This is a genomic window from Inhella crocodyli (assembly GCF_004004565.1).
Lineage (GTDB): Bacteria > Pseudomonadota > Gammaproteobacteria > Burkholderiales > Burkholderiaceae_C > Inhella > Inhella crocodyli.
In genome coordinates this window covers 24,359-48,665 of sequence record NZ_SACM01000001.1, presented here as the reverse complement: position 1 = coordinate 48,665, position 24,307 = coordinate 24,359, and the positions used below count along the sequence as shown (strand labels likewise).

The window sequence follows — 24,307 nt, the reverse complement described above, 5'->3', positions numbered from 1 at the left end:
TGAGGGAGTTCGGTCGCAAGATGCAGTCGATTCTAGGGATTGGCCCGTAGGATGGAAACCGCCCGTAACCACCCCTTTGCAGGTTTAGAGCGCATGCCCAATCGCACCGTGTACTTTCTCTCGGACGGCACCGGGATCACCGCCGAGACTTTCGGCAACTCCATCCTGGCCCAGTTCGGCGGCAAGCCGCGGCACGTGCGCCGCCCCTTCATCGATTCGGCCGAAAAGGCCTACGAGGTCTGCCGCGAAATCGAAGCCACCGGCGTGGCAGAAGGCCAGCGCGTGGTCGTGTTCGCCACCTTGGTGAACCCCGAGGTGCTCGCCATCGTGCGCGAACATTGCAAAGGGCTGTTGCTGGACATGTTCGGCACCTTCATTGCGCCGCTCGAAGAAGAGTTCGGCCTGAAGAGCAACCACCGCGTGGGCCGCTTCTCCGACGTGGCCAAGAGTCAGGAGTACCACGACCGCATCGAGGCGATCAACTTCAGCCTGGCGCACGACGACGGGCAAAGCGCCAAGAACCTGGCCGCGGCCGACGTCATCTTGGTGGGCGTGTCGCGGTCCGGCAAGACCCCCACGTCGCTCTACTTGGCCATGCAGCATGGTGTGAAGGCGGCGAACTACCCCCTCATTCCGGAAGACTTTGAACGCAGCAAGTTGCCGGGTGCCTTGGCCGAGTACCGCCGCAAATGCTTTGGGCTGACCATCGACCCAGACCGCCTGTCCCAAATCCGGCAAGAGCGCCGCCCCGGCAGCAAGTACGCCGACCCGATGAACTGCCGCTACGAGGTCAACGAGGCCGAGAAGATGATGAAGCGCGAAGGCATTGCTTGGCTGTCGAGCACGCACAAGTCGATCGAAGAAATCGCCACCACCATCCTGCGCGACATCCGCCCCGATCGCCTGATTTACTGAAGCACCGAGCGGTACAGCGCTGCGTAGGCTTGGGCGGCCAAGTCCCAGCCGTGGCGCTGGGCCATCGCCACCTGTTGAACCCGGCGCCAAGCCGCCGGGTCGGACCACAACGTACGCACGCGACGCAAGGCCTGGGTGTAGTCAACCAAGTCGAAGCGCTCGAACACGATGCCCGTGGCGCGGGCGTCCACCAGGTTCTCCAAGCTGCAATCGGCCACCGTGTCGGCCAAGCCCCCCACCCTTCGGACCAAAGGCAAGCTGCCGTAGGCCAAGGCGTACATCTGGGTGAGGCCACAGGGCTCGAACAACGACGGCACCAGCACAACATCGGCCCCGGCCATCACGCGATGCGCCAGGCCTTCGTCCATGCCGCGCATGAGGGCCACGCGCGCAGGGTGGGCCTGGGCCGCGGCTTCGAAGCCCGCCTCGAGCGTCGCATCGCCCTGGCCGAGCACCACCAGTTGGGCCCCGCCGACCAGCAAGGCATCCAGGCCCGCCAAAACCAAGTCCATGCCCTTTTGCGAAACCAGCCGACTCACGACGCCGTACAAGGGCGCATCGGTCTGCATCGAGAGACCCAAGCTGCGTTGCAAATCGGTCTTGCAGACGGTTTTGCCCGCAAGATCGTCCACCGTGTACCCACACGCCAGGTGAGGGTCGCTGGCAGGGCGCCACACGCGCGGGTCCACCCCATTGAGCACGCCGTGGACTTGAGCTGCGCGACGGCGCAGCAATCCGTCCAACCCACATCCCCAAGCCGGGGTTTGGATCTCCTTGGCGTACGTGGGACTCACCGTGGTGATGGCATCGGCATGGTGCAGCGCGGCCTTCATGAAGCCGACTTGGCCATGGAACTCAACCCCTTCCATCGCGAAGCCATCGGGCGGCAGGCCCAGTTGGGGATAGACCTCGGCCGGAAACAGCCCCTGGTACGCGAGGTTGTGCACCGTGAAAACGCTGCGCGCGGTCCCCAAGGACTGCCCACGTGCGTGGGTCAGGTAGGCCGGCGTCAGTCCAGTGTGCCAATCGTGCGCGTGCACCACCGCAGGCCACCAGGCCCCGTCCCAACCGAGTCCGAGTTGTGCCGCCGCATAACTCAGGGCCGCAAAGCGCCAGAAGTTGTCGGGGAACAAAGTGCCATCCGGGTTGGCATAGGGCGTTCCGGGTCGGTGGAACAACGCAGGCGCTTCCAGCACGTAGCTCGGCCGGCCTTCGAAGCCCGGCAATTGGCCCCGCAACAATCGCACGCTGCCCCCCCAGGGCAAGGACAGCGTCCGCAGAGGCACCGCCTGCTGAAGCGCCTCGCAGACGGCGGGATAGCCCGGCACCAGCAAGCGCAGGTCCACATCAAGGGCGCGAAGCGCATCCGGCAGGGCGCCCGTGACATCGCCCAAGCCACCGGTTTTGGCGTAAGGCACCAGTTCGGCACTGACTTGCAGCACGCGCAGTGGGGGGATGGAGAGCGCAGCGGTCATGGCTGCGTTCGAGTTTGCCCGATCAGGCGGCCCGACGAGCGGCCTCGTACAGGCACACCGCGGCGGCCGCGGCGACGTTGAGCGACTCTTCGCCACCGGGCTGAGGGATGCGCACCTTCAGGGCGCAAGCAGCCATCAGGGCCGCATTGACGCCCTGCCCTTCGTGCCCCATCACCCACGCGCAGGGGCGGGGCAGGTCGGCTTGCGGCAAGTCGACGGTGGCGTGGGAGCTGGTGGCAACCAGGGGCACGCGCAGGGCCAGCACCTCGTCGACGCTCAGCCCCTCGTGCAGCCCCAGCGCGAAATGCGCCCCCATCCCAGCGCGCAGCACCTTGGGGGACCACAAGGCCGCGGTGCCCTTCATCGCCAAGACTTGCCGAACCCCAAAGGCCGACGCGCTGCGCAATATGGCCCCCACGTTGCCCGCATCTTGCAAGCGGTCCAGCACCAGGCTGGGCGCCGTGGGATCCAACACCGGCGCGACCGGCAGGCGGATGACCGCCGCGACCTGGGCGGCCGAGGAGAGCCCCGACAGCTGCTCAAAGGCCTTCTGACTCACCATCAGCACGCGCGGCGCGTGCAGGACCAAGTCTCGCCAGGCGGGTCGATCGTGCATGGCCGCCTCGGTGATGACAGCCAATTCCAAATCCTGACCGCGCTGCAAGGCGGCCCGCATCAGGTGGTCGCCCTCCAACCACACCCGACCTTGGGTGCGGTAGGCGGCGTTGTCTTGGGCCAAGACTCGCAGCGCCTTCAGCGTGGGATTGGAGCTGGAGCTGATGGCTTCGACGCGGGCGGTGCTCATGGGGGGCTTTCAGCGGGCGGCGTGCAGCCACTCGCGCAGGGGGGCAAAGCTTCGGCGGTGCCACGGACTGGGGCCCAAGCGGCGCAAAACGTCGATGTGATCGGCCGTGCCGTAGCCCTTGTGGGCGGCAAAGCCATATTCGGGGGCGAGGGCATGCACTTCGTCGCACCAGGCATCGCGGTGCACCTTGGCCAAGATGCTGGCGGCCGAGATGGCCGGCATCAACGCATCGCCCTTGACCAAAGTGTGCACCGGCATGGGCAACACCGGTGATCGGTTGCCATCCACCCACACTTCGCCGGGCTTCAGCCTCAGCCCGGCCACGGCACGCTGCATGGCCAGTAGGGTGGCCTGCAAGATGTTGAGGCGGTCGATCTCTTCAACGCTGGCCTCTGCCACGCTGAGGCACAGCGCATGTTCTCGGATGGCCGTGGCCAAGACCTCGCGCTTGCGGGGGCTGAGCGTCTTCGAGTCGGCCAAGCCGGGAATCGGGCGGTCCGGGTGAAGCATCACGGCTGCAGCGACCACCGGGCCGGCCAGCGGCCCGCGCCCGGCCTCGTCCACCCCGGCCACCCAAAGGCTGGGTTCGGCGGAAAACAGATCGGGCGTGTACGGTACCGGCGGCCGCTTAGCGACGCGTGAGCTGCGCGATGGCATCGTGGGTCCGCTGCGCGGTGTCTGCGCGCAACGCATCGTGGATCTCGTGGAATCGAGTCACCGTCGTGGCAACCCGGGCCGGGTGGTCGAACCAAGCCTGGACCTCGCGGGCCAAGGTTTCGGGGGTGCATGCGTCCTGCAGGCATTCCGGCACCAAAAACTCGCGCGCCAACACGTTGGGCAGGCCGACCCACGGTTGCAGCTGCAGCTTCTTCATGCGTCGATGGTTGGCGGGGCTGACGCGGTAGGCGATGACCATCGGTCGCTTGAACAAGGCCGCCTCTAGGGTGGCGGTGCCGCTGGCGACGATGGCCACATCGCAAGCGGCCAAGGCATCGTGCGCCTGACCCTCCAGCACCTGCAGGTTCGCCAGCCCAGCGGGAATCAGCGGCTGCAAGCGACTTGACATGCCCGGGGCGCAGGGAAGTACCAACTGCAGCCCCGGGTCGCTGTTTTGCAGCCGTTGTGCTGCCCCCAGCACGGCAGGCGCGATCAGATCGATCTCGCTGGCCCGGCTGCCGGGCAACAAGGCGAGGACCCGTCGCTCCTCGGCCAGACCAAGTCGGCCTCGTGCGGCGGCCCGGTCGGGTTCAATGGGAATGACCTCCGCCAGGGGGTGGCCCACGAAGCTGGCGGCGATGCCCGCGGCTTGAAGCAGGGCCGGCTCGAACGGGAACAGGCACAGCACATGGTCCGCTGCACGACGGATGGTTTCGACGCGTTCAGGACGCCATGCCCAGATCGACGGGCACACGTAATGCACCGTCTTCACGCCCGCCTGGCGCAGTCGACGCTCCAAGCCGAAATTGAAGTCCGGCGCATCGATGCCCACGAAAGCATCCAGTCGCTCTCGCAGCAGACGCGTGCCCAAGCGGCGGCGAATCCACAGCAATTCGGGCAAGCGCTTGAGAGCATCCGTGAACCCGAACACCGACAGCCGCTCGGAAGGCCACCAAGCCTCGAAACCCAAGGCCTGCATGCGAGGTCCTCCGATGCCCATCGCACCGGACAGAGCGCCTCGCTGCTGCAGCGACTGCAGCAGCAGCGAGCCGATCAGGTCGCCGGAGGCCTCGCCGGCCACCAGGCCCAGGCGGAGGCCGGGACCCATCAGCCGCGGACCAGGCCGCGCTTGGACGCGGCCAAGAAGTCGAGCATGCAGCGCACATCCTCGTCAGCGCCCTGCCCTTGCAAGGCGGCGATCTCGGCCTTGGACTCGTCCAAGGTCAAGCCCTGACGGAACAGCAACTTGTGCATCTGGCGGATGGCACGGATCCGCGCTTCGCTGAAATCACGGCGCTTCAGGCCCGTCACGTTGACCGCCCGAACGGCCAAGGGATTCCCGTCCACCGTCATGTAGGGCGCCACGTCCTGCGAAACGTGCGCTTGGAACCCAATCATGCTGTGGGCCCCGATGTGCACAAACTGGTGCACGCCGGTCAGCCCACCGATCACCGCCCAGTCGCCCACTCGCACGTGACCCGCCAGGGTCGCGCTGTTGGCCAACACGCAGTGATTGCCCAACTGAACATCGTGCGCGAGGTGCACCGTGGCCATGATCCAGTTGTCACTGCCCACCCTCGTGACGCCGTCCTCTTTGTGCGTCCCGGTGCTGAAGGTGCAGTACTGAAACACTGTGTTTCGGTCACCAATGTGCAATTCGGTGAGCGCCAAGCCGTGGCTCATGTCCTGCGGCATGCACCCGATGGAACTGCTGGGATGGAAACGGTTGTCACGCCCGATGGTGGTTTTGCCGTCGATCACACAGTGCGCGCCCACCACGGTCCCCGCGCCGATGCGCACGTGGGGTCCAACAATGGCGTAGGGCCCAACGCTGACGCTGTCGTCCAGCTCGGCCTTGGGGTCGACGATGGCAGTGGGATGGATGCGCGTCATGGGCGAGTTGGCCTCAGTCGATGCGGCGCATCGTGCACATCAGCTCGGCCTCAGCGGCCAAGTCGTCCCCCACAAAACACTTGCCGGCAAACTTGTAGATGCCGGCCTTGGCGCGGGTCAATTCCACGTCGAGCACCATCTGGTCGCCCGGCTCCACCGGTCGCTTGAAGCGTGCGGCATCGATGCCCGCGAAGTAAACGACGCTCTTGTCGTCCAGCACAGCGTCAGCGCTGTGCAAGGCCAAGAGCGTGGCCGCTTGGGCCATCGACTCCAAGATCATCACGCCCGGCATCACCGGCCGGTGCGGGAAGTGGCCCAGGAACTGCGGCTCGTTGATCGACACGTTCTTGATGGCCTTGATGCGCTGCTTGTCCACGGAAAGCACGCGATCCACCAGCAAGATGGGGTAGCGGTGGGGCAAGCGCCGGAGGATCTCGTGAATGTCCATGACTCAGTCTTTGTTGTGAGGAATCCGCTCCAGAGCGCGGACGCGCTCTCGAAGCTTGTGGAGTGAGCGCAGCGACGCGGCGTTCTTCTCCCAGGTGGCGTTGTCGTCGATGGGGAAAAAGCCGGTGTAGGTGCCCGGCTGCAGGATGGAGCGGGTGACCACCGAGCAGGCCGAGATGTGCACGCCATCGGCCAAAGTCAGGTGCCCCAGGATCTTGGCATCGCCGCCAATCGTGCAGCCGCGTCCGATCCGCGCGCTGCCGGCCACGGCCGCGCAACCGGCCATGGCGGTGTGCGCACCAATGTGCACGTTGTGGCCAATGTGAATCAAATTGTCGAGCTTGACGCCGTCCTCGATGACGGTGTCATCCAGAGCGCCCCGGTCGATGGTGCAGTTGGCGCCGACCTCGACGTCGTCGCCGATCGCCACGGCGCCCAACTGCTCGATCTTGACCCAGGCGCCACCGTCCGGCGCGAAACCGAAGCCATCCGCCCCGATGACCGCGCCCGAATGCACCAAACCACGGGCGCCGATGCGGCAACGGGCCCCCAGCTGAACCCGAGGCGCCAGTCTTGTGCCGGCCCCCACCACCGCTTCGCGCTCGACCACCGTGTGGGCGCCGATCACCGCGTCATCGCCAATCTCAACATTCGCCTCGATCACGGCAAAAGGGCCCACGGCAACGCGAGCGCCAAGGCGAGCCGATGGATCCACCACCGCCGAAGGGTGAACTTGCGGTGCTGGCCCAGCGGCACGGTCTCGGGCCACCCACCACTGGGTCAGGCGGGCGAAGTAGAGGTAAGGGTTCGATGCGACGACGACCGCGGCCTGCGCGACCGCCTCGGCCTGAAGCACAGGCGGAACAACCAGAACCCCCGCGCGGCTGGCCAGCATGGCCTCCCGGTACTTGGGGCCCACTGCGAAGCTCAGCGCCTGCGCGTCCGCCGCCGCCAAAGTGGCCAAACGGGCCACCGGGGTGCTTGGATCGCCGATCAGCTCGCCGCCGAGGGCCTCGACGATGTGCGCGAGCCGGGCGATCACGGGGTCACTTGCTGGCGTTCAGCGCGTCGACCACGCGCTTGGTGATGTCGACTCGGGGCCCCGCATGCACGGCGTCTTGGAGGATCAAGTCGAACTTTTCCTTCTCAAAGATGTCCTTGATCACACGGTTGGCACGCTCGACCACCGCCTGCAGCTCTTCACCTTTGCGAACTTGGATGTCTTCCTGGAACTCGCGGCGGCGGCGCTGAAAGTCCCGGTCTTGCTCGACCAAGTCGCGCTGGCGGCGACCCAACTCGCTTTGCGGGAGGGTGGGGCCGTCCTTCTCCAGCTTGTCCTGCGCGTTCTTCAGACGATTGGCCATGTCCGACAACTCGCGCTCGCGCTTGCCGAACTCGGCTTCCAGCTTGGCCTGCGCTGCTTTGGCCGCGTTCGAGTCGCGCAGCACGCGCTCCAGGCTGACGTAGCCGATCTTCAGGTCCTGCGCCATCACGCCGACGGCTGGCAAGGTGGCCAGCGCAGCCAAAGTCACGGTGCGCAGGAATTGGCGAAAGGAGATCATCAGAAAGCAGTCCCGATCTGGAATTGGAAACGTTCGATTCTATCGGTGGGCTCTTTGCGCAACGGCTTGCCCCAGCTCAAACGCAGCGGCCCCACCGGCGACATCCAAGACAGGCCCAAGCCCGCCGACACACGCAGGCTGCTGGGGTCGACCTTCTCGTAGCTGCTCTTGGTGTTCCACACGTTGCCCGCATCCGCGTAGGCAAACAAGCGGAAGGTGCGATCCTTGCCGGCCCCCGGCACAGGGATGTAGAGCTCGCTGTTGAAGTTGATCTTCAAGTTGCCGCCACTGCGAGAGCCGGTCACGTCCACCGGACCCAAGGTGCCGCCTTCGAAAGCACGGACCGAACCCAGGCCGCCGCCGTAGAAATTCTTGAACACAGGGTAGGTGCGCCCGCTCAACCCAGTGCCGTAGCCAACTTCGCTGTTGAGCATCAGGCTGAACTTGGCACCCAGGTCGAAGAAACGTTGGCCTTGCAGGTTCAAGCGACCGAACCGTGCGTCACCCAAGGGACTGAACTCAAGGTTGACGCGGTAGTACTGGCCCTTGCTGGGCGACAGCAAGTTGTCGCGACTGTCCTTGCTCCAACCCAGGGTCAATGGGATGGCGACGCTGGAGCGCCCAAATCGGTTCGCGTAATCGGCGATGTAGTTGGGCACACCCGTCGTGTTGGTGATCTTGGTGCGCTCATAGCCCAAGCCCAAAAACACAGTGTCGAACTCGGCAATCGGCACGCCGAAGGTGGAACTCAGGCCTTGTGAGGCGAACTCGTACGTCTCGCCCAGGTTGTTGTAGGGCTTGGCCGTGCTGTAGTAGACCCGCGTGGCGCGAGACACCCCATCTTCCGTGAAGTAGGGATCCACCAAGCTGAACACCAAAGACCGCGCCTGCTTGGACGTGTTGAGCTCCACCTCGACCGCATTGCCCGAGCCCAAGAAGTTGTCTTGCTTGACCGAGCCCACCAAGGACACCTTGTTTTGGCTGGAGTAGCCCGCGCCCAAGGAAATGTTGCCCGTGCTTTGCTCGGTGACGTTGAGGGTCACGTCCACCTGGTCCGGTGCACCCGGCACCTCGGTCGTGTCCACGGTGACGTCTTTGAAGTACCCCAGGCGTTCCACTCGATCCCGCGACGCCTTGATGCGGGCGCCGTCGTACCAGGCACCTTCAAACTGGCGGAACTCTCGGCGGACCACGGTGTCCCGGGTCTTGCTGTTGCCGGTGACCAGCACGCGGCGCACGTACGCCCGACGCTCTGGCGTGGCGACGATGGTCAGGGTCACCAAGCCCGTGGCCCGGTCGATGTCCTGGCGAACGTCCACGCGCGGGAAAGGGAAGCCGAAAATGCCGTAGTAGTCGCTGAATGCCCGCGTCGTGGCGGCCACCGTCTCGCCTTGGTAGGCCTCACCCGGCTTGATGGCGATCAGGCGCTTGAACTCTTCCAAGCGGCCCAGGAACTCGCCCTCCAACTTGACCTCGGCGACCTTGTAGGGCTGGCCTTCATTGACGGTGATCGTGACACCGATGCGCTGCTTGTCGGGGGAAATCGTCACCTGCGTCGAGTCGACCGCAAACTCCAAGTAACCGCGGTTCTGGTAGTGCGAGCGCAGGGCCTCCAAGTCGGCATTCAACTCGGTGCGAGAGTAGCGATCGGTCTTGGTGTACCAAGTCAGCCAGCCACTGGGGGTGCGGCCCATCAAATCGCGCAGTTGCCCTTCGCTGAAGGCCTTGTTGCCTTGGATGCGAATGTCGGCGATCTTGGCCGGCTCGCCCTCCGAGACGTTGAAGCTGACGTTGACGCGATTGCGCTCCAAAGGCGTGATCGTCGTGCTGACCTCCGCCCCGTAAAGGCTGCGCGTGAGGTACTGACGCTTGAGCTCTTGCTCGGCGCGATCGGCCAAGGCCCGGTCGAACGGGCGCCCCTCGCCAATGCCGATTTCCTTCAGGGACTTCTGCAGCGCCTCGCTGTCGAATTCCTTGATGCCGACAAAGCTCACCGTCGCGATGATCGGGCGCTCTTCGATGACCACAACCACCGCTGCACCGTCGATCTGAATGCGGACGTCTTTGTACAGACCGGTCGCAAACAGCGCGCGAAGGGCCGCAGCCCCTTTGTCGTCGTTGTAGTTGTCGCCGATGCGGAAGGGCAGGCTAGCGAACACCGTGCCCGGGTCGGTCCGCTGCAGGCCTTCCACCCGAATGTCCTTGACGACGAAGGGATCCACTGCCCACACATTGGCGTGAATCGCGCCGCACAACAACAGGGTCAAGAAGGACGAGTGGAGGCGCGAACGCGAACGGTCAGAGGCAGCCATGCAAAGGGATCGCTAGAGGGCAAGGAACTGAAAAACTGGGGAGCCGCTGGCGGCGCTGCAATGCAGCCGCCCTGCCCTGAGAAACGCGCGGGATGATAGCGCCGCCATGCAGTTCAATTGGGCAAGACGGTACGGGCGATCGCGCGTGCCCGCGCGTCGAGCGCCATCAAGTCGCCCACGCTGCCCACGTCCGCCGCGCTGGGCGAAAGGCGAGACAGGACCTCGGCCACCAAGGCGGCAATGCCCGTGAATGGCAAGCGGCGCGCCAGGAAGGCGTCAACGGCCACTTCATTGGCCGCGTTCAGCACGGCCGTGCTGCCCTCGGGGCCACGCAAGGCCGCCCAGGCTAGTTGTAGCGCCGGGAACCGCCGAGGATCGGGGGCCTCGAAACTCAAAGAGGCCGTCTGCCGCAGATCCAGGCGCGAGGCCCCCGACGCCACACGATTTGGGTAACTCAGCGCGTACGCAATGGGCACCCGCATGTCGGGCGTCCCCAGCTGGGCCAGCACCGACTGATCGCGACACACCACCATCGAGTGCACGATGCTTTGTGGATGGATCAGCACCTGGATCTGGTCGGGCGCCAAGTGAAACAGCCATTTGGCTTCGATCACTTCGAGGCCCTTGTTCATCATCGTGGCCGAGTCCACGCTGATCTTTCGGCCCATGACCCAGTTGGGGTGCGCACAGGCCTCATCCGGTGTCACGGCGTGCAAGCTGTCCGGGTCGCGCTGCCTGAATGGACCACCGGATGCGGTCAGCACGATGTGGTCGATGGTCTCGGGCCACGCGCGTGCGTTCAAGGGCAGGCACTGGAAAATGGCCGAATGCTCTGAGTCGACCGGCAGGAGCATGGCGCCCCCTTCCGCGACCGCGCGCATGAAGAATGCGCCCCCGACGACCAGGGCCTCTTTGTTGGCCAGCATGAGGCGCTTGCCCGCCCGTGCTGCGGCCAAGCAAGGCGCCAAGCCAGCCGCCCCCACGATCGCCGCCATCACCGCATCGACTTCCGGGCTCTGCGCCACTTGCACCAAGGCCTCGGGCCCCACCAGCACTTCGGTCGGACAGCCAGCGGCTTGGAGCGCGCGTTGCAAAGACTGGGCGGCGTCGGCCTTGGGCAGGACCGCCCACTTCGGCCGGTGTTGCCGGCAAATGGCCTCCAGCACATCCACCTGGCTGTGGGCGCTGACGGCTTGCAACTCGAAACGGTCTGGGTGGCGTGCCAGCACGTCCAGCGTGTTGCCGCCGATCGACCCTGTGGCCCCCAGCACGGCCACGCGCATCCTTCCCATCACGCCCCCAGGTTCGCGAACTGCGCCAAGGCCAGGGCGGCCGGCAAAACTGGCAGTAGCGCATCAATGCGGTCCAGCACGCCACCATGCCCCGGCAAGAGTTGACTGCTGTCCTTGGCGCCCACGGCCCGCTTGAGCAAGGACTCGAACAAGTCTCCCATCACACTCAGCGTCACCAGGGCCAAACCAGCCAGCATCGCCAACGGCCACCCAAGCCCAGCACGAAGCTGGCTGAATAGGCTCAGCCCGTGCTGCGCTTGCAAAAGTGGATCCACCCAAAGCGACCAGACCACCGCGACGCAAAGCACGCCGAGCATGCCGCCCCAGACGCCTTCCCAACTTTTGCCGGGACTGATGGCGGGGGCCAGCTTGCGCCGCCCAAACTGGCGCCCAGCAAAGTAAGCGAACACGTCCGCCGCCCACACAAGGCACAGCACCGACAGCAGGGCGTTCAAGCCTTGCGCCTTCCAGGCCAGCAGCGCCCACCCAGCGGGCAGCAAAACCAGCGGCCCCAAGACGAGGCGGCCCCATTGAGGCAGCGCCGCCCAAGCCGGTGATGCGCCCCGCAAGGCCCAGGATCCGCCGAGCACCCACGCCACGCTCACCCAGGCCGACCAAAACGCGACGGGCGCAACCAAGGCATGCCCCGCCACGCCCAAGGCCAACACAAGGGCCCCAAATCCCAGTGCTGCTGCCCCTTGGAGTCCGTTCAGGCGGGCCCACTCCCATCCTGCCGCCGCCATCGCACAGGCCACAAACGCGGTGAAGGGCCAAGGGGAAGCCACCCACAGCGTGGGCAGCAGGACGGCCAGCAACACCAGGGCCGTGATCACGCGTTGTCCAAGCATCAGGCCGCCTTCACGCCACCGAAGCGGCGATCTCGCTCATGGAACGACGCGATCGCCGCATCGAGTTCGGCTTCGCCGAAGTCAGGCCAAAGACAGTCCGAAAACACAAACTCGGTGTAGGCGACCTGCCAAAGCAGAAAGTTGCTGATGCGAACCTCGCCGCCCGTGCGGATGAACAAGTCGGGGTCGGGAGAGCCCGCCATGGCCATGTAGGCCCCCAACTTGGCTTCCGTCAGCGAATCGGCGGGCACGCCATCTGCAATGGCCCGCTTGGCCGCCTGGACGATGTCCCAACGCCCGCCGTAGTTGAAGGCCACGTTGAGGATCAACTTTCGGTTGTGCTGGGTGGCCGATTCGGCCTCGCTCCAGGCCTTGCGGAGCTTGTCGGAGACCGCCTCACGATCTCCAACGATGCGAATTTGCACGCCCATGGCCCCCATGCGGGCCAAGTAACGACTCACCGCCGCCAAGACCAAACCCATCAGACCGCTGACCTCGTCACTGGGGCGCTTCCAGTTCTCCGACGAAAAGGCGAAGACCGTCAGGTGCTCCACGCCGCGATCGATGCTGGCCTGGACCACCCGTACCAAGGCGTCAACGCCCGCCTTGTGACCAAAGAACCTAGGCAGGAATCGCTTCTTGGCCCATCGCCCATTGCCATCCATGACGATGGCGATGTGCCGCGGTCCGACCGACTCTGCGGGCATCCCGGTCACACCGCCAAGATTTCGGTTTCCTTGGCCGCCAAAAGCTTGTCGACCTCGGCAATCGTGCGGTCGGTCAATTTCTGGACCTCATCGAGGCTGCGACGCTCGTCGTCCTCGGTGATCAACTTGTCCTTGAGCAGTTTCTTGGCCTGTTCGTTGGCGTCGCGACGCAGGTTGCGAATGGCCACCTTCGCGTCCTCGGCCGCGCCTTTGGTGACCTTGACCAGGTCCTTGCGCCGCTCTTCGCTCAAAGGCGGCATGGGGACGCGAATGAGGTCGCCTTGGCTCGAAGGATTCAGGCCCAAATCGCTTTCGCGGATGGCCTTCTCGATCTTGGCGCCCATGCCCTTTTCCCAGGGCTGGACGCTGATCGTGCGGGCATCCAGCAAGCTCACGTTCGCCACCTGGCTGATGGGCACCATCGAGCCGTAGTAGTCGACATGCACCTGGTCCAAGATGCCCGGATGGGCCCGGCCCGTGCGGATCTTTTGCAACTCGCTCTTGAAAGCCTCGATGGACTTGGCCATCTTGGCTTCGGCGTTCTTCTTGATGTCAGCAATCGTCATGGCAACACTCAATGCAAAAAGTCAAACGTGAACCAAGGTTCCTTCGTCCTCACCCATGACCACGCGTTTGAGCGCGCCCGGCTTGAAAATGCTGAAGACCTTGATCGGGAGTTTTTGGTCGCGGCACAGGGCGAACGCCGTGGCGTCCAAAACGGCCAAATTCTTGGTGATCGCCTCGTCGAAACTCAGCTTGGCATACCGGGTCGCGTTCGGATCCTTCTTGGGGTCGGCGGTGTAGACGCCGTCCACCTTCGTGGCCTTCAGCATGATCTCGGCCCCGATCTCCGCACCCCGCAACGCCGCGGCAGTGTCCGTCGTGAAGAATGGGTTGCCGGTGCCGGCGCCAAAGATCACGACCTTGCCCTCTTCGAGGTACTGCAGCGCCTTCGGCCGCACGTAGGGCTCGACCACCTGTTCAATGCCGATGGCCGACATCACGCGGGCCGTCATGCCCTCTTGGCGCATCGTGTCCGCCAAGGCCAAAGCATTCATCACGGTGGCCAGCATGCCCATGTAGTCGGCGGTCGCGCGGTCCATGCCGACCGATCCGCCGGCCACGCCCCGGAAGATGTTGCCGCCGCCAATCACCACCGCGACTTCCACGCCCAACTGCGTCACTTCCTGGATCTCGCGCACCATGCGGACGATGGTGGCGCGGTTGATGCCGTAGGCGTCGTCACCCATCAGGGCTTCGCCGGAAAGTTTCAGCAAGATGCGTTTGTGAGCGGGCATGAGGAGACGTCGGTTTCGAGGGATTTCACCAGTGTAAAGGGCGCCCTGAGGCGCCCTTTGCTGGGATCGTGCCAGAGGCGGCTTACTGGCCCTTGGCGGCGGCCACTTGCGCGGCCACTTCGGCGGCGAAGTCGTCGACCTTCTTTTCGATGCCCTCACCCACCACGTACAAGGTGAAGGCCTTCACGGTCGTGGCCTTGTCCTTGAGCATGCCGGCCACGGTTTGCTTGCCGTCGGCCGCTTTGACGAAGACTTGGTCGAGCAGGCTGACTTCTTTCAGGTACTTCTGAACCGAGCCTTCGACCATCTTGGCGACGATATCGGCAGGCTTGCCCGACTCGGCGGCCTTCTGCTCAGCGATCGAACGCTCCTTGGCGATCAACTCGGCCGACACTTCCGAACCCGACAAAGCCACCGGCTTCATGGCCGCCACGTGCATGGCAACGTCCTTGGCGGCGACGTCGTCGCCGTCAAAGGCCACCAGCACACCGATGCGGGTGCCGTGCAGGTAGTGCGCCAACTTGCCAGCGCCGGCGTAGCGCTGGAAACGGCGGATGCTCATGTTTTCGCCGATCTTGCCGATCAGGCCCTTGCGAACGTCTTCCACGGTCGGGCCGAAGCCTTCTTGGCTCAGCGGCAGCGCCGACAGCGCGGCGACGTCCGCCGGGTTGTGCTCCACCACCAGCGCGGCCAGCGCGTTGGTGAAGGCCAAGAACGCATCGTTCTTGCTGACGAAGTCGGTCTCGCAGTTGATCTCGATCAGCGCGCCCACGTCGCCCGCCACGGCAGCGGCGATCACGCCTTCGGCCGTGACGCGCGAAGCAGCCTTGCCAGCCTTGTTGCCCAACTTCACGCGCAGGATTTCTTCAGCGCGGGCCAGGTCGCCATCGGCCTCGGTCAGGGCCTTCTTGCACTCCATCATCGGGGCGTCGGTGCGGGCGCGCAGCTCGGCGACCATGCTTGCGGTGATTGCAGCCATCAATCTCTCCAGAAAATCAACTTGGAAAAAGGGGGCTCACGAGCCCCCTTGTGGTGTGAGTGCGGAAGGGCTTAGACGCCTTCGGCGACCTCGACAAACTCGTCACCAGCGGCCGCCGATTGAGCGACGTCGTTGCTGGCGTTGGCCTTGCCTTCGAGGATGGCATCGGCCATGGCGCGGGCGTACAACTCGATGGCCTTCGCCGAGTCGTCGTTGCCGGGGATGACGTAGTCGATGCCCTCGGGCGAGTGGTTGGTGTCGACCACGGCGATCACGGGGATGCCCAGCTTCTTGGCCTCGGCCACAGCGATCTTGTGGTAGCCCACGTCAATGATGAACAGGGCGTCGGGCAGAGCGCCCATGTCCTGAATGCCGCCGATGTTCTTTTCCAGCTTGGCGATATCGCGGTCGAACATCAAGGCTTCTTTCTTGATCTTCGGCTCGCTGCCGGCATCCTTGGAGGCCTGCATGTCTTTCAGCTTCTTCAAGGAGCCCTTGACGGTCTTGAAGTTGGTCAACATGCCACCCAACCAGCGCTGCTCGACGAAAGGCATGCCGGCGCGCTGGGCTTCCATGGCGACGATGTCACGCGCCTGGCGCTTGGTGCCCACGAAGAGGATGTTGCCGCGCTTGCTGGCCAGCTGGCGAGCGAACTTCAGCGCGTCCTGGAAGGCCGGGAGGCTCTTTTCCAGGTTGATGATGTGAATCTTGTTGCGATGGCCGTAAATGAACGGGGCCATCTTGGGGTTCCAGAAGCGCGTTTGGTGGCCAAAGTGGACACCGGCTTCCAGCATTTCACGCATGGTGACGGACATGGATCTTCTCTCCGAAGGTTGGGTCTGAGGCCAGGGAGCGACCATTGCCGATCGGCAGTGGCACCATTCGGTTCCCGGCCCGCGAGTTGAGGACGATTTGCAAGCTTGCCGCGAGGCAGCGAATTGCAAAACCCAAAGAGTATAGCGGGTTTCTACGAGGCACCCCATGCCAGAGCGACTCGTTCCCCTGCCCCGCGCCACATGGGCGCACAACACGGCCCGCATTCGCGCGATGGAACGAGCTGCGTCAACGCTTGCCGAGCGCCCGTCGCTCATGGAGCTAGCGGGTCTGGCGGGGGCGCAGCTGCTGCGGGCGGTGCACCCCCATGCGCGCCAAGTTGACGTCCTGTGCGGTCCTGGCAACAACGGCGGCGACGGCTTGGTCCTGGCTCGTTTGCTGCATGCGCAGGGGCTTCGCGTCACCGTCCACCAATGGGGCAGGCCGAGCGCTCAGCCCGACCGCGCACAGGCACTGGCCGGCGCCTTGGACGCCGGCGTGGCACTGAGCCACGGCACTGCGCCCGGCGCAGACGCCGATTGCGTGATCGATGCATTGCTGGGCATCGGACTGCGCGAAGCACCCGGGGGCGCCATGGCCCAAGCCATTGAAGTGCTCCGTGCGAGCCACGCTCCCATACTGGCCCTGGACACCCCGAGCGGGCTGGACATCGACTCGGGCCAAGACCACGGCGCAGCCCGCGCCCGCTGGACCCTCAGCTACATCGCCGCCAAGCCTGGCCTGTTCACGGGCGCAGGTCGAGACCTGTGCGGTGACCTGTGGCTGGCCGACCTTGGGGCAGCGCCCAGCGCGCCCGGCATCACTCGCCTGGTCGGCGCGACGCAGTTGCAGGAATGGGCTCGCTGGTCGCCTCGGGCGGCGATGCCACACGGAGGCCACAAGGGGCGCCAGGGTGACGCTTGGATTTTGGGCGGCTCACCCGGGATGGAAGGTGCCGCCCGGTTGGCGGGGCGAGCCGCCTTGGCCGCCGGTGCCGGCCGCGTGTACTTGGTGGGCTGCGCAGGCGATCCCGCACAACCGGAGTTGATGCAACGAAGGCAGATCCCCGTCGCGCAAACCGTGGTGGCCGGTTGCGGCGCAGGCCCAACCATCGATCAACACCTCCCCGAATTGTTGCTCAACGCCGCGCAATTGGTGCTGGACGCGGACGCCCTCAATGCGCTGGCCAGCCAGCACGACTGGGCCGCCGACTTGCAAGCTCGGCGAGGACGACCCACCGTGCTGACACCCCACCCGCTCGAAGCAGCGCGCTTGTTGAAGTGCACGACGGCAGACGTGCAGGCCAACCGGTTGGCCTGCGCTCAAACTCTGGCAGACAACGCCCAATGCACCGTGGTGCTCAAAGGTTCAGGCACCATCGTGGCCCACCCAGGACGCCCACCTTGGCTGAACACGACAGGCCACAGCGCTTTGGCCACGGCGGGCACGGGCGACGTTTTGGCAGGCTGGCTTGGGGGCTTGATGGCCCAAGCCCCTCAAGCACCCACGGACGAGTTGGCGGCACTCGCCGTCGCGTGGCACGGCGCCGCCGCCGAGGGGTGCCCCTTGGCAGGCGGCCCCTTGGTGGCCAGTCAACTGATTGCTCGGATGGCCGCGTTGCACCCGGCGTGACGCCATCAAGTCCGGCGCCGCTTGCCCGACTTCTTGCGACTCGGCCCCTCCTGCCCGGAACCTCCGCCCTGCGCAGCGCGCCGTTGCTTGGCGCGCGCCGCCTTCTCCGACTTCGCCTGCCGATCTTGAAGCCGAAGGTCGTCTAGCACCACGGAGGCCGGGAGGGCCTCACCGGCGTCGTCACTGCGTGATTTGGCTGGCTTCGGCACTGCTCGGCCTTCACCGTCCTTGAACAAACGGAATTCGATGCGCCGCCCGTCCAAGTCAACGCGCCCGACTTGGACATGCAGACGGGCACCCAAGCCATAGCGAATGCCCGTGCGCTCGCCCCGCAACTCTTGCCGCGCCTCGTCGAACCGGAAGTACTCGCCTCCCAACTCCGTGATGTGCACCAAGCCTTCGACGAACAAGGATTCCAGTTGCACGAACAACCCAAACGGCGTCACCGAGGTCACGTGCCCCAGGTAGTCCTCGCCCAAGCGATCGCGCATGTAACGGCACTTCAACCACGCTTCGACGTCGCGCGAGGCCTCGTCGGCTCGCCGCTCGTTCGCACTACAGTGCAGGCCAATCTGCTCCCAGGCCGCGAGCGCATCGCCAGCCCCCCCCTTCAGCCCGTACTTCTTCCCCGCCAAGATGGCCTTGATGGTTCGATGAACCAGCAGGTCTGGGTAGCGGCGGATCGGGCTGGTGAAGTGGGTGTAGGCCGGATACGCCAAGCCAAAGTGACCGTTGTTGTAGGGCGTGTACAGGGCTTGCTGCATGGACCTGAGCAGCAGCATGTGCACTTGCTGATGATCCGGGCGCTCCTTGGTGGACTGCGCCAACTGCTGCAGATCATTCGGCGTTAGCTTCTCAGGCAGGGTGACGTTGATGCCCAAGGCCCGCAGCGCCGCCTGCAAAGTCTGCCGCTTCTCCACGGTGGGTCCCTCGTGGACGCGGAACACACAAGGGTGCTCGGCCAGCGCGATGAACTCCGCAGCGCAGACGTTGGCCGCGAGCATGGCCTCTTCGATCAAGCGATGCGCTTCGTTGCGCGTGCGAGGCACGATTTTTTCGATCCGGCCGTTGTCGTCACACACGATCTGCGTCTCCGGGGTGTCGAAATCGACCGCCCCTCTCCGCCCTCGCGCAGACAAAAGGGCCTGGTAGACCCCATGAAGGTTCAACAGATCCTGAACCCGCTCCTTACGACGCATGGCTTCCGGACCATGCGTGTTGGCCAAAATGGCCGCCACTTCCGTGTACGTGAAGCGCGCCTGGGAGCAAATGACCGCAGGGTAGAACTGGTAGGCCAAGGTTTCTCCATCCGGCTCCACCAGCATGTCGCAGACCATCGACAAGCGCTCAACCATTGGGTTCAGCGAGCACAGGCCGTTCGACAACTTTTCCGGCAGCATTGGAATGACGCGTCGGGGAAAGTAGACCGACGTGGCGCGCTCCAAAGCATCCTGATCCAAGGGCTCGCCGGGCTTCACATAGTGGCTGACATCGGCGATTGCCACCAACAGGCGCCACCCCATGGGCGCCGCCTTACCGCGCCCGACCTTGACCGGTTCGCAGTACACCGCGTCGTCAAAGTCCCGTGCGTCTTCGCCGTCGATCGTCACCAACGCGACGTCGCGCAAGTCCACGCGCCCTTTCAAGTCAACCGCTCGCAACCGGTCCGGCAACTTCGCCGCTTGGGCCAGCGTTTCGGCACTGAAGCGATGCGGCACCTCGTACTTCCTCACCGCAATCTCGATCTCCAGGCCCGGATCGTCGATGTCCCCAAGCACCTCGGTGATGCGGCCGACCGGTTGGGCATACAGGGTGGGGGGCTCGGTGAGTTCGACCGACACCACCTGCCCGGGTCGAGCTTGCGCCGTCGCCCCCTTGGGCACCAAGATGTCCTGACCGAAACGCTTGTCCTCGGGCGCCACGAGCCAGACGCCTCCCTCCAACAACAGTCGCCCGATCAAGGGTCGCGCCCGTCGTTCCACGATCTCGATCACGCGCCCTTCTGGGCGGCCTCGCTTGTCCATGCGAACCACCCGCACCCGCACGGTGTCCCCGTGCAAGGCCGCCCGCATTTCAGCCGGAGGCAAGAAAACGTCAGGGCCCGCCGCATTGAGGACGAAGCCATGCCCGTCCCGGTGGCCCTGCAAAGTGCCCGTGATTTCTTGCAAAAGCCCCAGCTGGGCACTCAGGGGGCTTGCGGAGTCAATTTTTTTGATGGTATAGTCTCTTTCTTCGCTGATCGCCGCCAGGCGTGAAAGCAAAGCCCAGGTGGCGGAATTGGTAGACGCACTAGTTTCAGGTACTAGCGGGTAACTCCGTGGAGGTTCGAGTCCTCTCCTGGGCACCAGAACAGAAGAAGAACAGGAAAAGCCGGTTGCGAAAGCAGCCGGCTTTTTTCATTTCTGACTGAAGACAAGGCCCGCCGAGGCGGGCCGGTGCTAGCGACATCAGTACGACAACTTTCGCTTCAAATCCTCAGGACGCAGGGTGTCGTAGTCCTCAAAGGGCTGGTGGATCCACGGACTCGTGTCCAAGAACTCGACCTGGTAGTCGGGCTGGAACACGCTCACGGCCTTCGTCCAGATCACGGCAGAACGCAGTTCTTCAATGGCCGGTGAGGCCCGAAGGCGCTCAACCACCGCTTTCAGGGTGACGCCGGAATCGGCCAAGTCATCCACCAGCAGCACGCGCCCCGCCAGCTTGCCCTTGGGCATGGTGATGGTTTCGGCAATGTCCAAGCGTCCCTGCACGGTACCCGCCTCGGCGCGATAGCTGCTGGTCGACATGATGGCCAGGGGTTTGTCGAACACCCGCGACAGCACGTCACCGGGACGCAGGCCGCCTCGCGCCAGACACAAGATTTGATCGAACTCCCAGCCCGAAGCGTGGACCTTGAGGGCCAATCGCTCGATGAGCAGGTGGTACTCGTCCCAAGAGACGTACAGGTGCTTGCCGTCGTCGGTCAGCATGGTTTCGAGCTCCTTGACTTCAGGCTTGGTAGGGGTGTTGAAGCACGATGGTGTGCTCACGGTCCGGGCCGGTCGAGATCATCGCGATGGGCACACCCACCACTTCTTCGATCCGCCGCAGGTACTGTCGCGCCTCGGACGGCAAACCGTCCAACGAGGTTACCCCGAAGGTCGTGCCCTTCCAGCCTTTGAAGGTCTCGTAGATGGGCTTGCAAGCGGCGATCTCTGCGGGGTCCATGGGCAAGATGTCGATGCGACGGCCGTTGAGCTCGTAACCCACGGCCATCATCACCTCATCGAGCCCATCCAGCACATCCAGCTTGGTCAAACACAAACCCGAAATGCCATTGATGATCATGGCCCGTTTCAAGGCGGCAGCATCGATCCAGCCGCAGCGCCGGGCCCGGCCAGTGACAGTGCCCCGCTCTTGCCCCACCGTGGACAAGTGGTATCCCACCGTGCCTTCAGTTTCCCAATCGAGTTCCGTCGGGAAAGGACCGCTGCCGACCCGTGTCGCATACGCCTTGGTGATGCCCAGCATGTAATGCAGCATTTGGGGGCCCACCCCCGAACCGGCGGCGGCATTGCCCGCCACGCAGTTGGAGCTGGTGACATAAGGGTAGGTGCCGTGGTCGATGTCGAGCAAGGTGCCCTGCGCCCCCTCGAACAAGATGTTGTCGCCGCGCTGGTGCGCTTGATGCAACTCGTAGCCCACGTCCGCCAGCATAGGCGTGACCTCGGCCGCCAGCGCCATCGCGCCGGCATAGACGGCATCAAAGTCGAGTGCCTCGGCATTCAAGTAGCCCGTCAGCGCCTCGTTGTGCAGCACGAGCAAGTCCTTCAACTTGTTGGCAAAGCGCTCAGGGTGCTTGAGGTCCTGCAAACGCAAGGCACGGCGCGCCACCTTGTCTTCGTAGGCCGGCCCAATGCCTTTGCCCGTCGTGCCGATCTTCCCGCTGCCGCTGCTTTCACGCAGCGCTTCCCGCGCCTTGTCCACGGCCACGTGGAAAGGCAAGATCATCGGGCAGGCCTCACTGATGCGCAGCCGAGAGCGGACCTCCACACCGGCCGATTCAAGGCGCTGAATCTCTGAGAGCAGGTGGGCCGGATCCACGACCACGCCATTGCCGACGTAGCAGCGCACGCCGTCTCGCATCACCCCCGACGGAATCAGTTGCAGGGCCGTTTTGACGCCTTTGATCACGAGGGTGTGGCCGGCGTTGTGCCCTCCTTGGAATCGAACCACCGCCTGAGCGTGGTCGGTCATCCAGTCGACCACCTTGCCTTTGCCTTCGTCGCCCCACTGGGTGCCAACGACCACCACGTTGCGGCCGCGCTTGCTTGCATTCATGGAAGTTCTTCCGTCAATTGGAGGGCAAGGCCCTCAAGATCCATCGTTGAGCCGCCGCGTCACGAATCAACTCGCGATCGCAGGCGTACTCTTCGCCTTCGTCCTCGTGTCCAGGCAAGATGCACACCACGGTTTCGCCGGCGTCGCGAAGCCTGCGAATGGCCTCGCGAAGGCCGGCATCGTCGCCCCAGGGCGCACGCACCGCCGGCCGCTGCCGCTCACCAGGCATGGCCTCAGCCAAAGCTTTCAAGTCCAAACTGAACCCTGCAGCGGGCCGTCGACGACCGAAAGCGGCGCCCACCTCGTCATAGCGCCCCCCTCGCAACAAGGGCTGGTGCTGCGCCGCCCCGTACACCGAGAAGCAAACGCCCGTGTAGTAGGCATTCCCGGCAACAGCCGCCAGATCGATGCCGATGCGCAAGGCTGGGTGACTGCGCAGCAACTGTTCGTGCAACCAAGCCAAATCATGAAGGGCTGCAGCAATCCCAGGCAGCGCCGGCAAGGTTGAACGGGCATTCGACAGGACCTCCGCCCCGCCCTCCAAATCCAGCAGCGTTCGCAAGCCATGCCGAACAAGCTCCGGCAGACCTTCGGAGGCTCGGGCCAAATGCGCCGGCTCGCGAACGGCCAGGGCTTGAAGCACTGCGCCTCGCTGTGCCGGGGAAGCGGCAGCGTGATCCAGCAGCGCATCCAAGCAACGCGCGTCGCCCAAGTCCAGGAAGGGCTCTGGCACAGACAGCACTGATAGCGCATCCAAGGCCAACTCCAGCACCTCGAGATCGGCTTCCAGCCCCGCATGGCCGTAAACCTCTACGCCGAATTGCAGAGGCTCTCGCGACGCCAAAGGCCCACTCGGTCGGGTGTGAACAACGGGACCACAGTAGCAAAGCCGCGTCACCCCTTGCCGATTCAGCAGGTGGGCGTCAATCCGCGCCACTTGCGGCGTGGTATCAGCCCGCAATCCCAGGGTGCGGCCAGACAGTTGGTCTACCAGCTTGAAGGTGCGAAGTTCTTGCCCTCGACCCGCGCCGCTCAGCAAAGACTCCAAGTGCTCCACCAGGGGAGGCATCACCAACTCACAGCCGTAGCGGTACGCCAGATCCAGCAGCCGGCGCCGCATCTCTTCAATGCGACGGGCTTGGGCAGGCAGCACATCGGCAACATGCTCAGGCAACAGCCAAGCCGAACTCATGCAAAAAACGCCGGGGATTAAAAACGGCATTCTAGGGGCCTGCCCTAGCACCGACTACCTGGCGAGGGCGAGGAACAACAGTCCCAACAGGACGCTGGACAGGCCGACGAAGCGCAGTTGACCGTCACTCAGGCGAACCAACTTGGCGAACCACTCACGCCAAGTTCCGGGACTGAGCAGGGGCATCAGGCCCTCCGCCACCAGCATGAGCCCCAGCGCCGCCCACCACCAGTCCTGCAAGTCGGTCACTTCCGCTGAGCCGCGGCGGCTGCGGGGCCTCCGGTGCGCAACGCCTTGAAGAACTCGCTGTTCGGGTCCATGACCATCACGTCGGTCTTGGCCCGGAACGACTCTCGGTAGGCCTGCAGCTGCCGGTAGAACTGCGCGAACTGCGGGTCACGGCCGAAGGCATCGGCGTAGATGGCCGAGGCTTTGGCATCCCCCTCACCCTTGATGCGCTGCGCTTCGGCATAAGCCTCCGCAACGATGACTTCGCGCTGACGGTCGGCCTTGGCCTTGATCTCCTCGGCCAATGCGCTGCCGGTCGATCGCAACTCGTTGGCCACGCGCTGCCGCTCCGACACCATTCGGCGGTAAACGGCATCCGTGATCTCTCGAGAGAAATCAACCCGCTTCACTCGCACGTCCACGATTTCGACACCGAACTGCTTGGCATCTTCAGTCAGGCGCTTGGCGACGCCGCGCATGACGGCATCGCGCTCGGTCGACAACACTCCTTGCACGGTCCGCTTGGTAACCTCTTCGTTCAACGCGGCCTGAACGATCGGCGCCAGGCGCGTCTCGAGGTTGCCCATCGTGGTCCCGCTGTTGCGAATGAAGGTCCGCGCGTCGCTGATGCGCCACTTGACCAACCAGTCGACAACCACGCTCTTCTTTTCGGCCGTGAAGATGGAACGAGGCTCGCGGCTCTCCAGGGTTTGAACCCGCCGATCCATCATCACCACGTTCTGGAAAGGTGGCGGCAGCTTGAACTTCAGGCCGGGTTCGGTGATCACCGATTTGATCTCACCGAGCGAGTACACGACAGCGAACTGACGTTGATCGACGATGAACAGTGTGGAACTGGCCAAGACCAAGGCCAACAGGGCCGCCAGCACGAAGGGAATGATTCGGTTCATGTCTCGTTCTTTCGACTCGAA

Annotated in this window: 24 protein-coding genes and 1 tRNA gene; 3 read left to right on the top strand and 22 right to left on the bottom strand. The window is 64.5% G+C overall.

Annotation, left to right across the window (positions count from 1 at the left end; genetic code table 11):
• The first annotated feature begins 93 nt into the window (after positions 1-93).
• Positions 94-915 (top strand): posphoenolpyruvate synthetase regulatory kinase/phosphorylase PpsR, encoded by an 822-nt coding sequence (ppsR, locus tag EOD73_RS00240; RefSeq protein WP_127679722.1) that lies wholly within the window; start codon positions 94-96, stop codon positions 913-915.
• Here ppsR and glgA read toward each other — a convergent pair.
• The 16 genes from glgA to rpsB all read right to left on the bottom strand — a co-directional run bounded on the left by glgA (position 909) and on the right by rpsB (position 16,005).
• The gene (glgA, locus tag EOD73_RS00235; RefSeq protein WP_127682346.1) at positions 909-2,363 is read right to left on the bottom strand and encodes a glycogen synthase GlgA; all 1,455 of its coding nucleotides are present in this window, start codon (positions 2,361-2,363) and stop codon (positions 909-911) included. The two genes, ppsR and glgA, sit on opposite strands and share 7 nt — an antisense overlap.
• 49 nt (positions 2,364-2,412) lie before the next feature.
• Complete coding sequence (locus EOD73_RS00230; RefSeq protein WP_127679720.1) at positions 2,413-3,195, bottom strand: TrmH family RNA methyltransferase; 783 nt, start codon at positions 3,193-3,195, stop codon at positions 2,413-2,415.
• Positions 3,196-3,204: 9 nt separating this feature from the next.
• Positions 3,205-3,852 (bottom strand): ribonuclease HII, encoded by a 648-nt coding sequence (gene rnhB, locus EOD73_RS00225; RefSeq protein WP_127679718.1) that lies wholly within the window; start codon positions 3,850-3,852, stop codon positions 3,205-3,207.
• Positions 3,824-4,960 carry a lipid-A-disaccharide synthase gene (gene lpxB, locus EOD73_RS00220; protein ID WP_127679716.1) on the bottom strand — a complete coding sequence of 379 codons (1,137 nt, stop codon included), beginning with the start codon at positions 4,958-4,960 and terminating at the stop codon, positions 3,824-3,826. Before lpxB ends, rnhB begins: the two co-directional genes overlap by 29 nt.
• Complete coding sequence (gene lpxA / locus EOD73_RS00215) at positions 4,960-5,745, bottom strand: acyl-ACP--UDP-N-acetylglucosamine O-acyltransferase (RefSeq protein WP_127679714.1); 786 nt, start codon at positions 5,743-5,745, stop codon at positions 4,960-4,962. Before lpxA ends, lpxB begins: the two co-directional genes overlap by 1 nt.
• Before the next feature lie 13 nt (positions 5,746-5,758).
• Positions 5,759-6,193 (bottom strand): 3-hydroxyacyl-ACP dehydratase FabZ, encoded by a 435-nt coding sequence (gene fabZ, locus EOD73_RS00210; RefSeq protein WP_127679712.1) that lies wholly within the window; start codon positions 6,191-6,193, stop codon positions 5,759-5,761.
• A 3-nt stretch (positions 6,194-6,196) separates the two neighbouring features.
• Positions 6,197-7,234, bottom strand: a complete 1,038-nt coding sequence (gene lpxD, locus EOD73_RS00205) for a UDP-3-O-(3-hydroxymyristoyl)glucosamine N-acyltransferase (protein WP_127679710.1) — start codon at positions 7,232-7,234, stop codon at positions 6,197-6,199.
• A gap of 4 nt (positions 7,235-7,238) precedes the next feature.
• Positions 7,239-7,754, bottom strand: coding sequence for an OmpH/Skp family outer membrane protein (locus tag EOD73_RS00200; protein ID WP_127679708.1), 516 nt, complete (start codon positions 7,752-7,754; stop codon positions 7,239-7,241).
• Entirely contained in the window at positions 7,754-10,066 is a 2,313-nt protein-coding gene (gene bamA / locus EOD73_RS00195; protein WP_127679706.1) for an outer membrane protein assembly factor BamA, read from the bottom strand. The genes EOD73_RS00200 and bamA overlap by 1 nt, the downstream gene beginning before the upstream one ends.
• A 113-nt stretch (positions 10,067-10,179) precedes the next feature.
• Positions 10,180-11,358: a 1-deoxy-D-xylulose-5-phosphate reductoisomerase gene (locus EOD73_RS00190; RefSeq protein WP_127679704.1), complete on the bottom strand. Its 1,179-nt coding sequence runs from the start codon at positions 11,356-11,358 to the stop codon at positions 10,180-10,182.
• Positions 11,358-12,206 carry a phosphatidate cytidylyltransferase gene (locus EOD73_RS00185; RefSeq protein ID WP_127679702.1) on the bottom strand — a complete coding sequence of 283 codons (849 nt, stop codon included), beginning with the start codon at positions 12,204-12,206 and terminating at the stop codon, positions 11,358-11,360. Before EOD73_RS00185 ends, EOD73_RS00190 begins: the two co-directional genes overlap by 1 nt.
• Positions 12,206-12,913: a polyprenyl diphosphate synthase gene (gene uppS / locus EOD73_RS00180; protein ID WP_127679700.1), complete on the bottom strand. Its 708-nt coding sequence runs from the start codon at positions 12,911-12,913 to the stop codon at positions 12,206-12,208. Before uppS ends, EOD73_RS00185 begins: the two co-directional genes overlap by 1 nt.
• A gap of 5 nt (positions 12,914-12,918) precedes the next feature.
• Entirely contained in the window at positions 12,919-13,479 is a 561-nt protein-coding gene (frr, locus tag EOD73_RS00175; protein WP_127679698.1) for a ribosome recycling factor, read from the bottom strand.
• A 21-nt stretch (positions 13,480-13,500) separates the two neighbouring features.
• The gene (pyrH, locus tag EOD73_RS00170; RefSeq protein WP_127679696.1) at positions 13,501-14,211 is read right to left on the bottom strand and encodes a UMP kinase; all 711 of its coding nucleotides are present in this window, start codon (positions 14,209-14,211) and stop codon (positions 13,501-13,503) included.
• An 82-nt stretch (positions 14,212-14,293) separates the two neighbouring features.
• Positions 14,294-15,190 (bottom strand): translation elongation factor Ts, encoded by an 897-nt coding sequence (gene tsf, locus EOD73_RS00165; protein WP_127679694.1) that lies wholly within the window; start codon positions 15,188-15,190, stop codon positions 14,294-14,296.
• A 71-nt stretch (positions 15,191-15,261) separates the two neighbouring features.
• A complete protein-coding gene (gene rpsB / locus EOD73_RS00160) occupies positions 15,262-16,005 on the bottom strand; it encodes a 30S ribosomal protein S2 (RefSeq protein ID WP_127679692.1) in 744 nt (247 codons plus the stop codon).
• Positions 16,006-16,171: 166 nt separating this feature from the next.
• On the opposite strand from rpsB, the gene EOD73_RS00155 reads away from it, so the two are divergent.
• Complete coding sequence (locus EOD73_RS00155; RefSeq protein WP_127679690.1) at positions 16,172-17,635, top strand: NAD(P)H-hydrate dehydratase; 1,464 nt, start codon at positions 16,172-16,174, stop codon at positions 17,633-17,635.
• A gap of 5 nt (positions 17,636-17,640) precedes the next feature.
• Here EOD73_RS00155 and rnr read toward each other — a convergent pair whose 3' ends face one another.
• A complete protein-coding gene (gene rnr / locus EOD73_RS00150) occupies positions 17,641-19,803 on the bottom strand; it encodes a ribonuclease R (RefSeq protein ID WP_240660629.1) in 2,163 nt (720 codons plus the stop codon).
• Between the two features lie 94 nt (positions 19,804-19,897).
• Here rnr and EOD73_RS00145 point away from each other — a divergent pair.
• Positions 19,898-19,982: transfer RNA gene (locus EOD73_RS00145), tRNA-Leu, on the top strand.
• 100 nt (positions 19,983-20,082) lie between these two features.
• Here EOD73_RS00145 and EOD73_RS00140 read toward each other — a convergent pair.
• From EOD73_RS00140 to hflC, 5 genes are read right to left on the bottom strand one after another with little or no spacing between them, the layout of a single operon-like run.
• A complete protein-coding gene (locus tag EOD73_RS00140; RefSeq protein WP_127679688.1) occupies positions 20,083-20,604 on the bottom strand; it encodes a phosphoribosyltransferase in 522 nt (173 codons plus the stop codon).
• Positions 20,605-20,623: 19 nt separating this feature from the next.
• On the bottom strand, positions 20,624-21,955 hold the full coding sequence (locus EOD73_RS00135) for an adenylosuccinate synthase (protein ID WP_127679686.1): 1,332 nt from the start codon (positions 21,953-21,955) through the stop codon (positions 20,624-20,626).
• Positions 21,956-21,968: 13 nt separating this feature from the next.
• Complete coding sequence (locus EOD73_RS00130) at positions 21,969-23,147, bottom strand: ATP phosphoribosyltransferase regulatory subunit (protein WP_127679684.1); 1,179 nt, start codon at positions 23,145-23,147, stop codon at positions 21,969-21,971.
• Positions 23,148-23,201: 54 nt separating this feature from the next.
• Complete coding sequence (locus EOD73_RS00125) at positions 23,202-23,396, bottom strand: DUF2065 domain-containing protein (protein ID WP_259370318.1); 195 nt, start codon at positions 23,394-23,396, stop codon at positions 23,202-23,204.
• A complete protein-coding gene (gene hflC / locus EOD73_RS00120; protein ID WP_127679682.1) occupies positions 23,393-24,286 on the bottom strand; it encodes a protease modulator HflC in 894 nt (297 codons plus the stop codon). Before hflC ends, EOD73_RS00125 begins: the two co-directional genes overlap by 4 nt.
• Positions 24,287-24,307 lie beyond the last annotated feature (21 nt).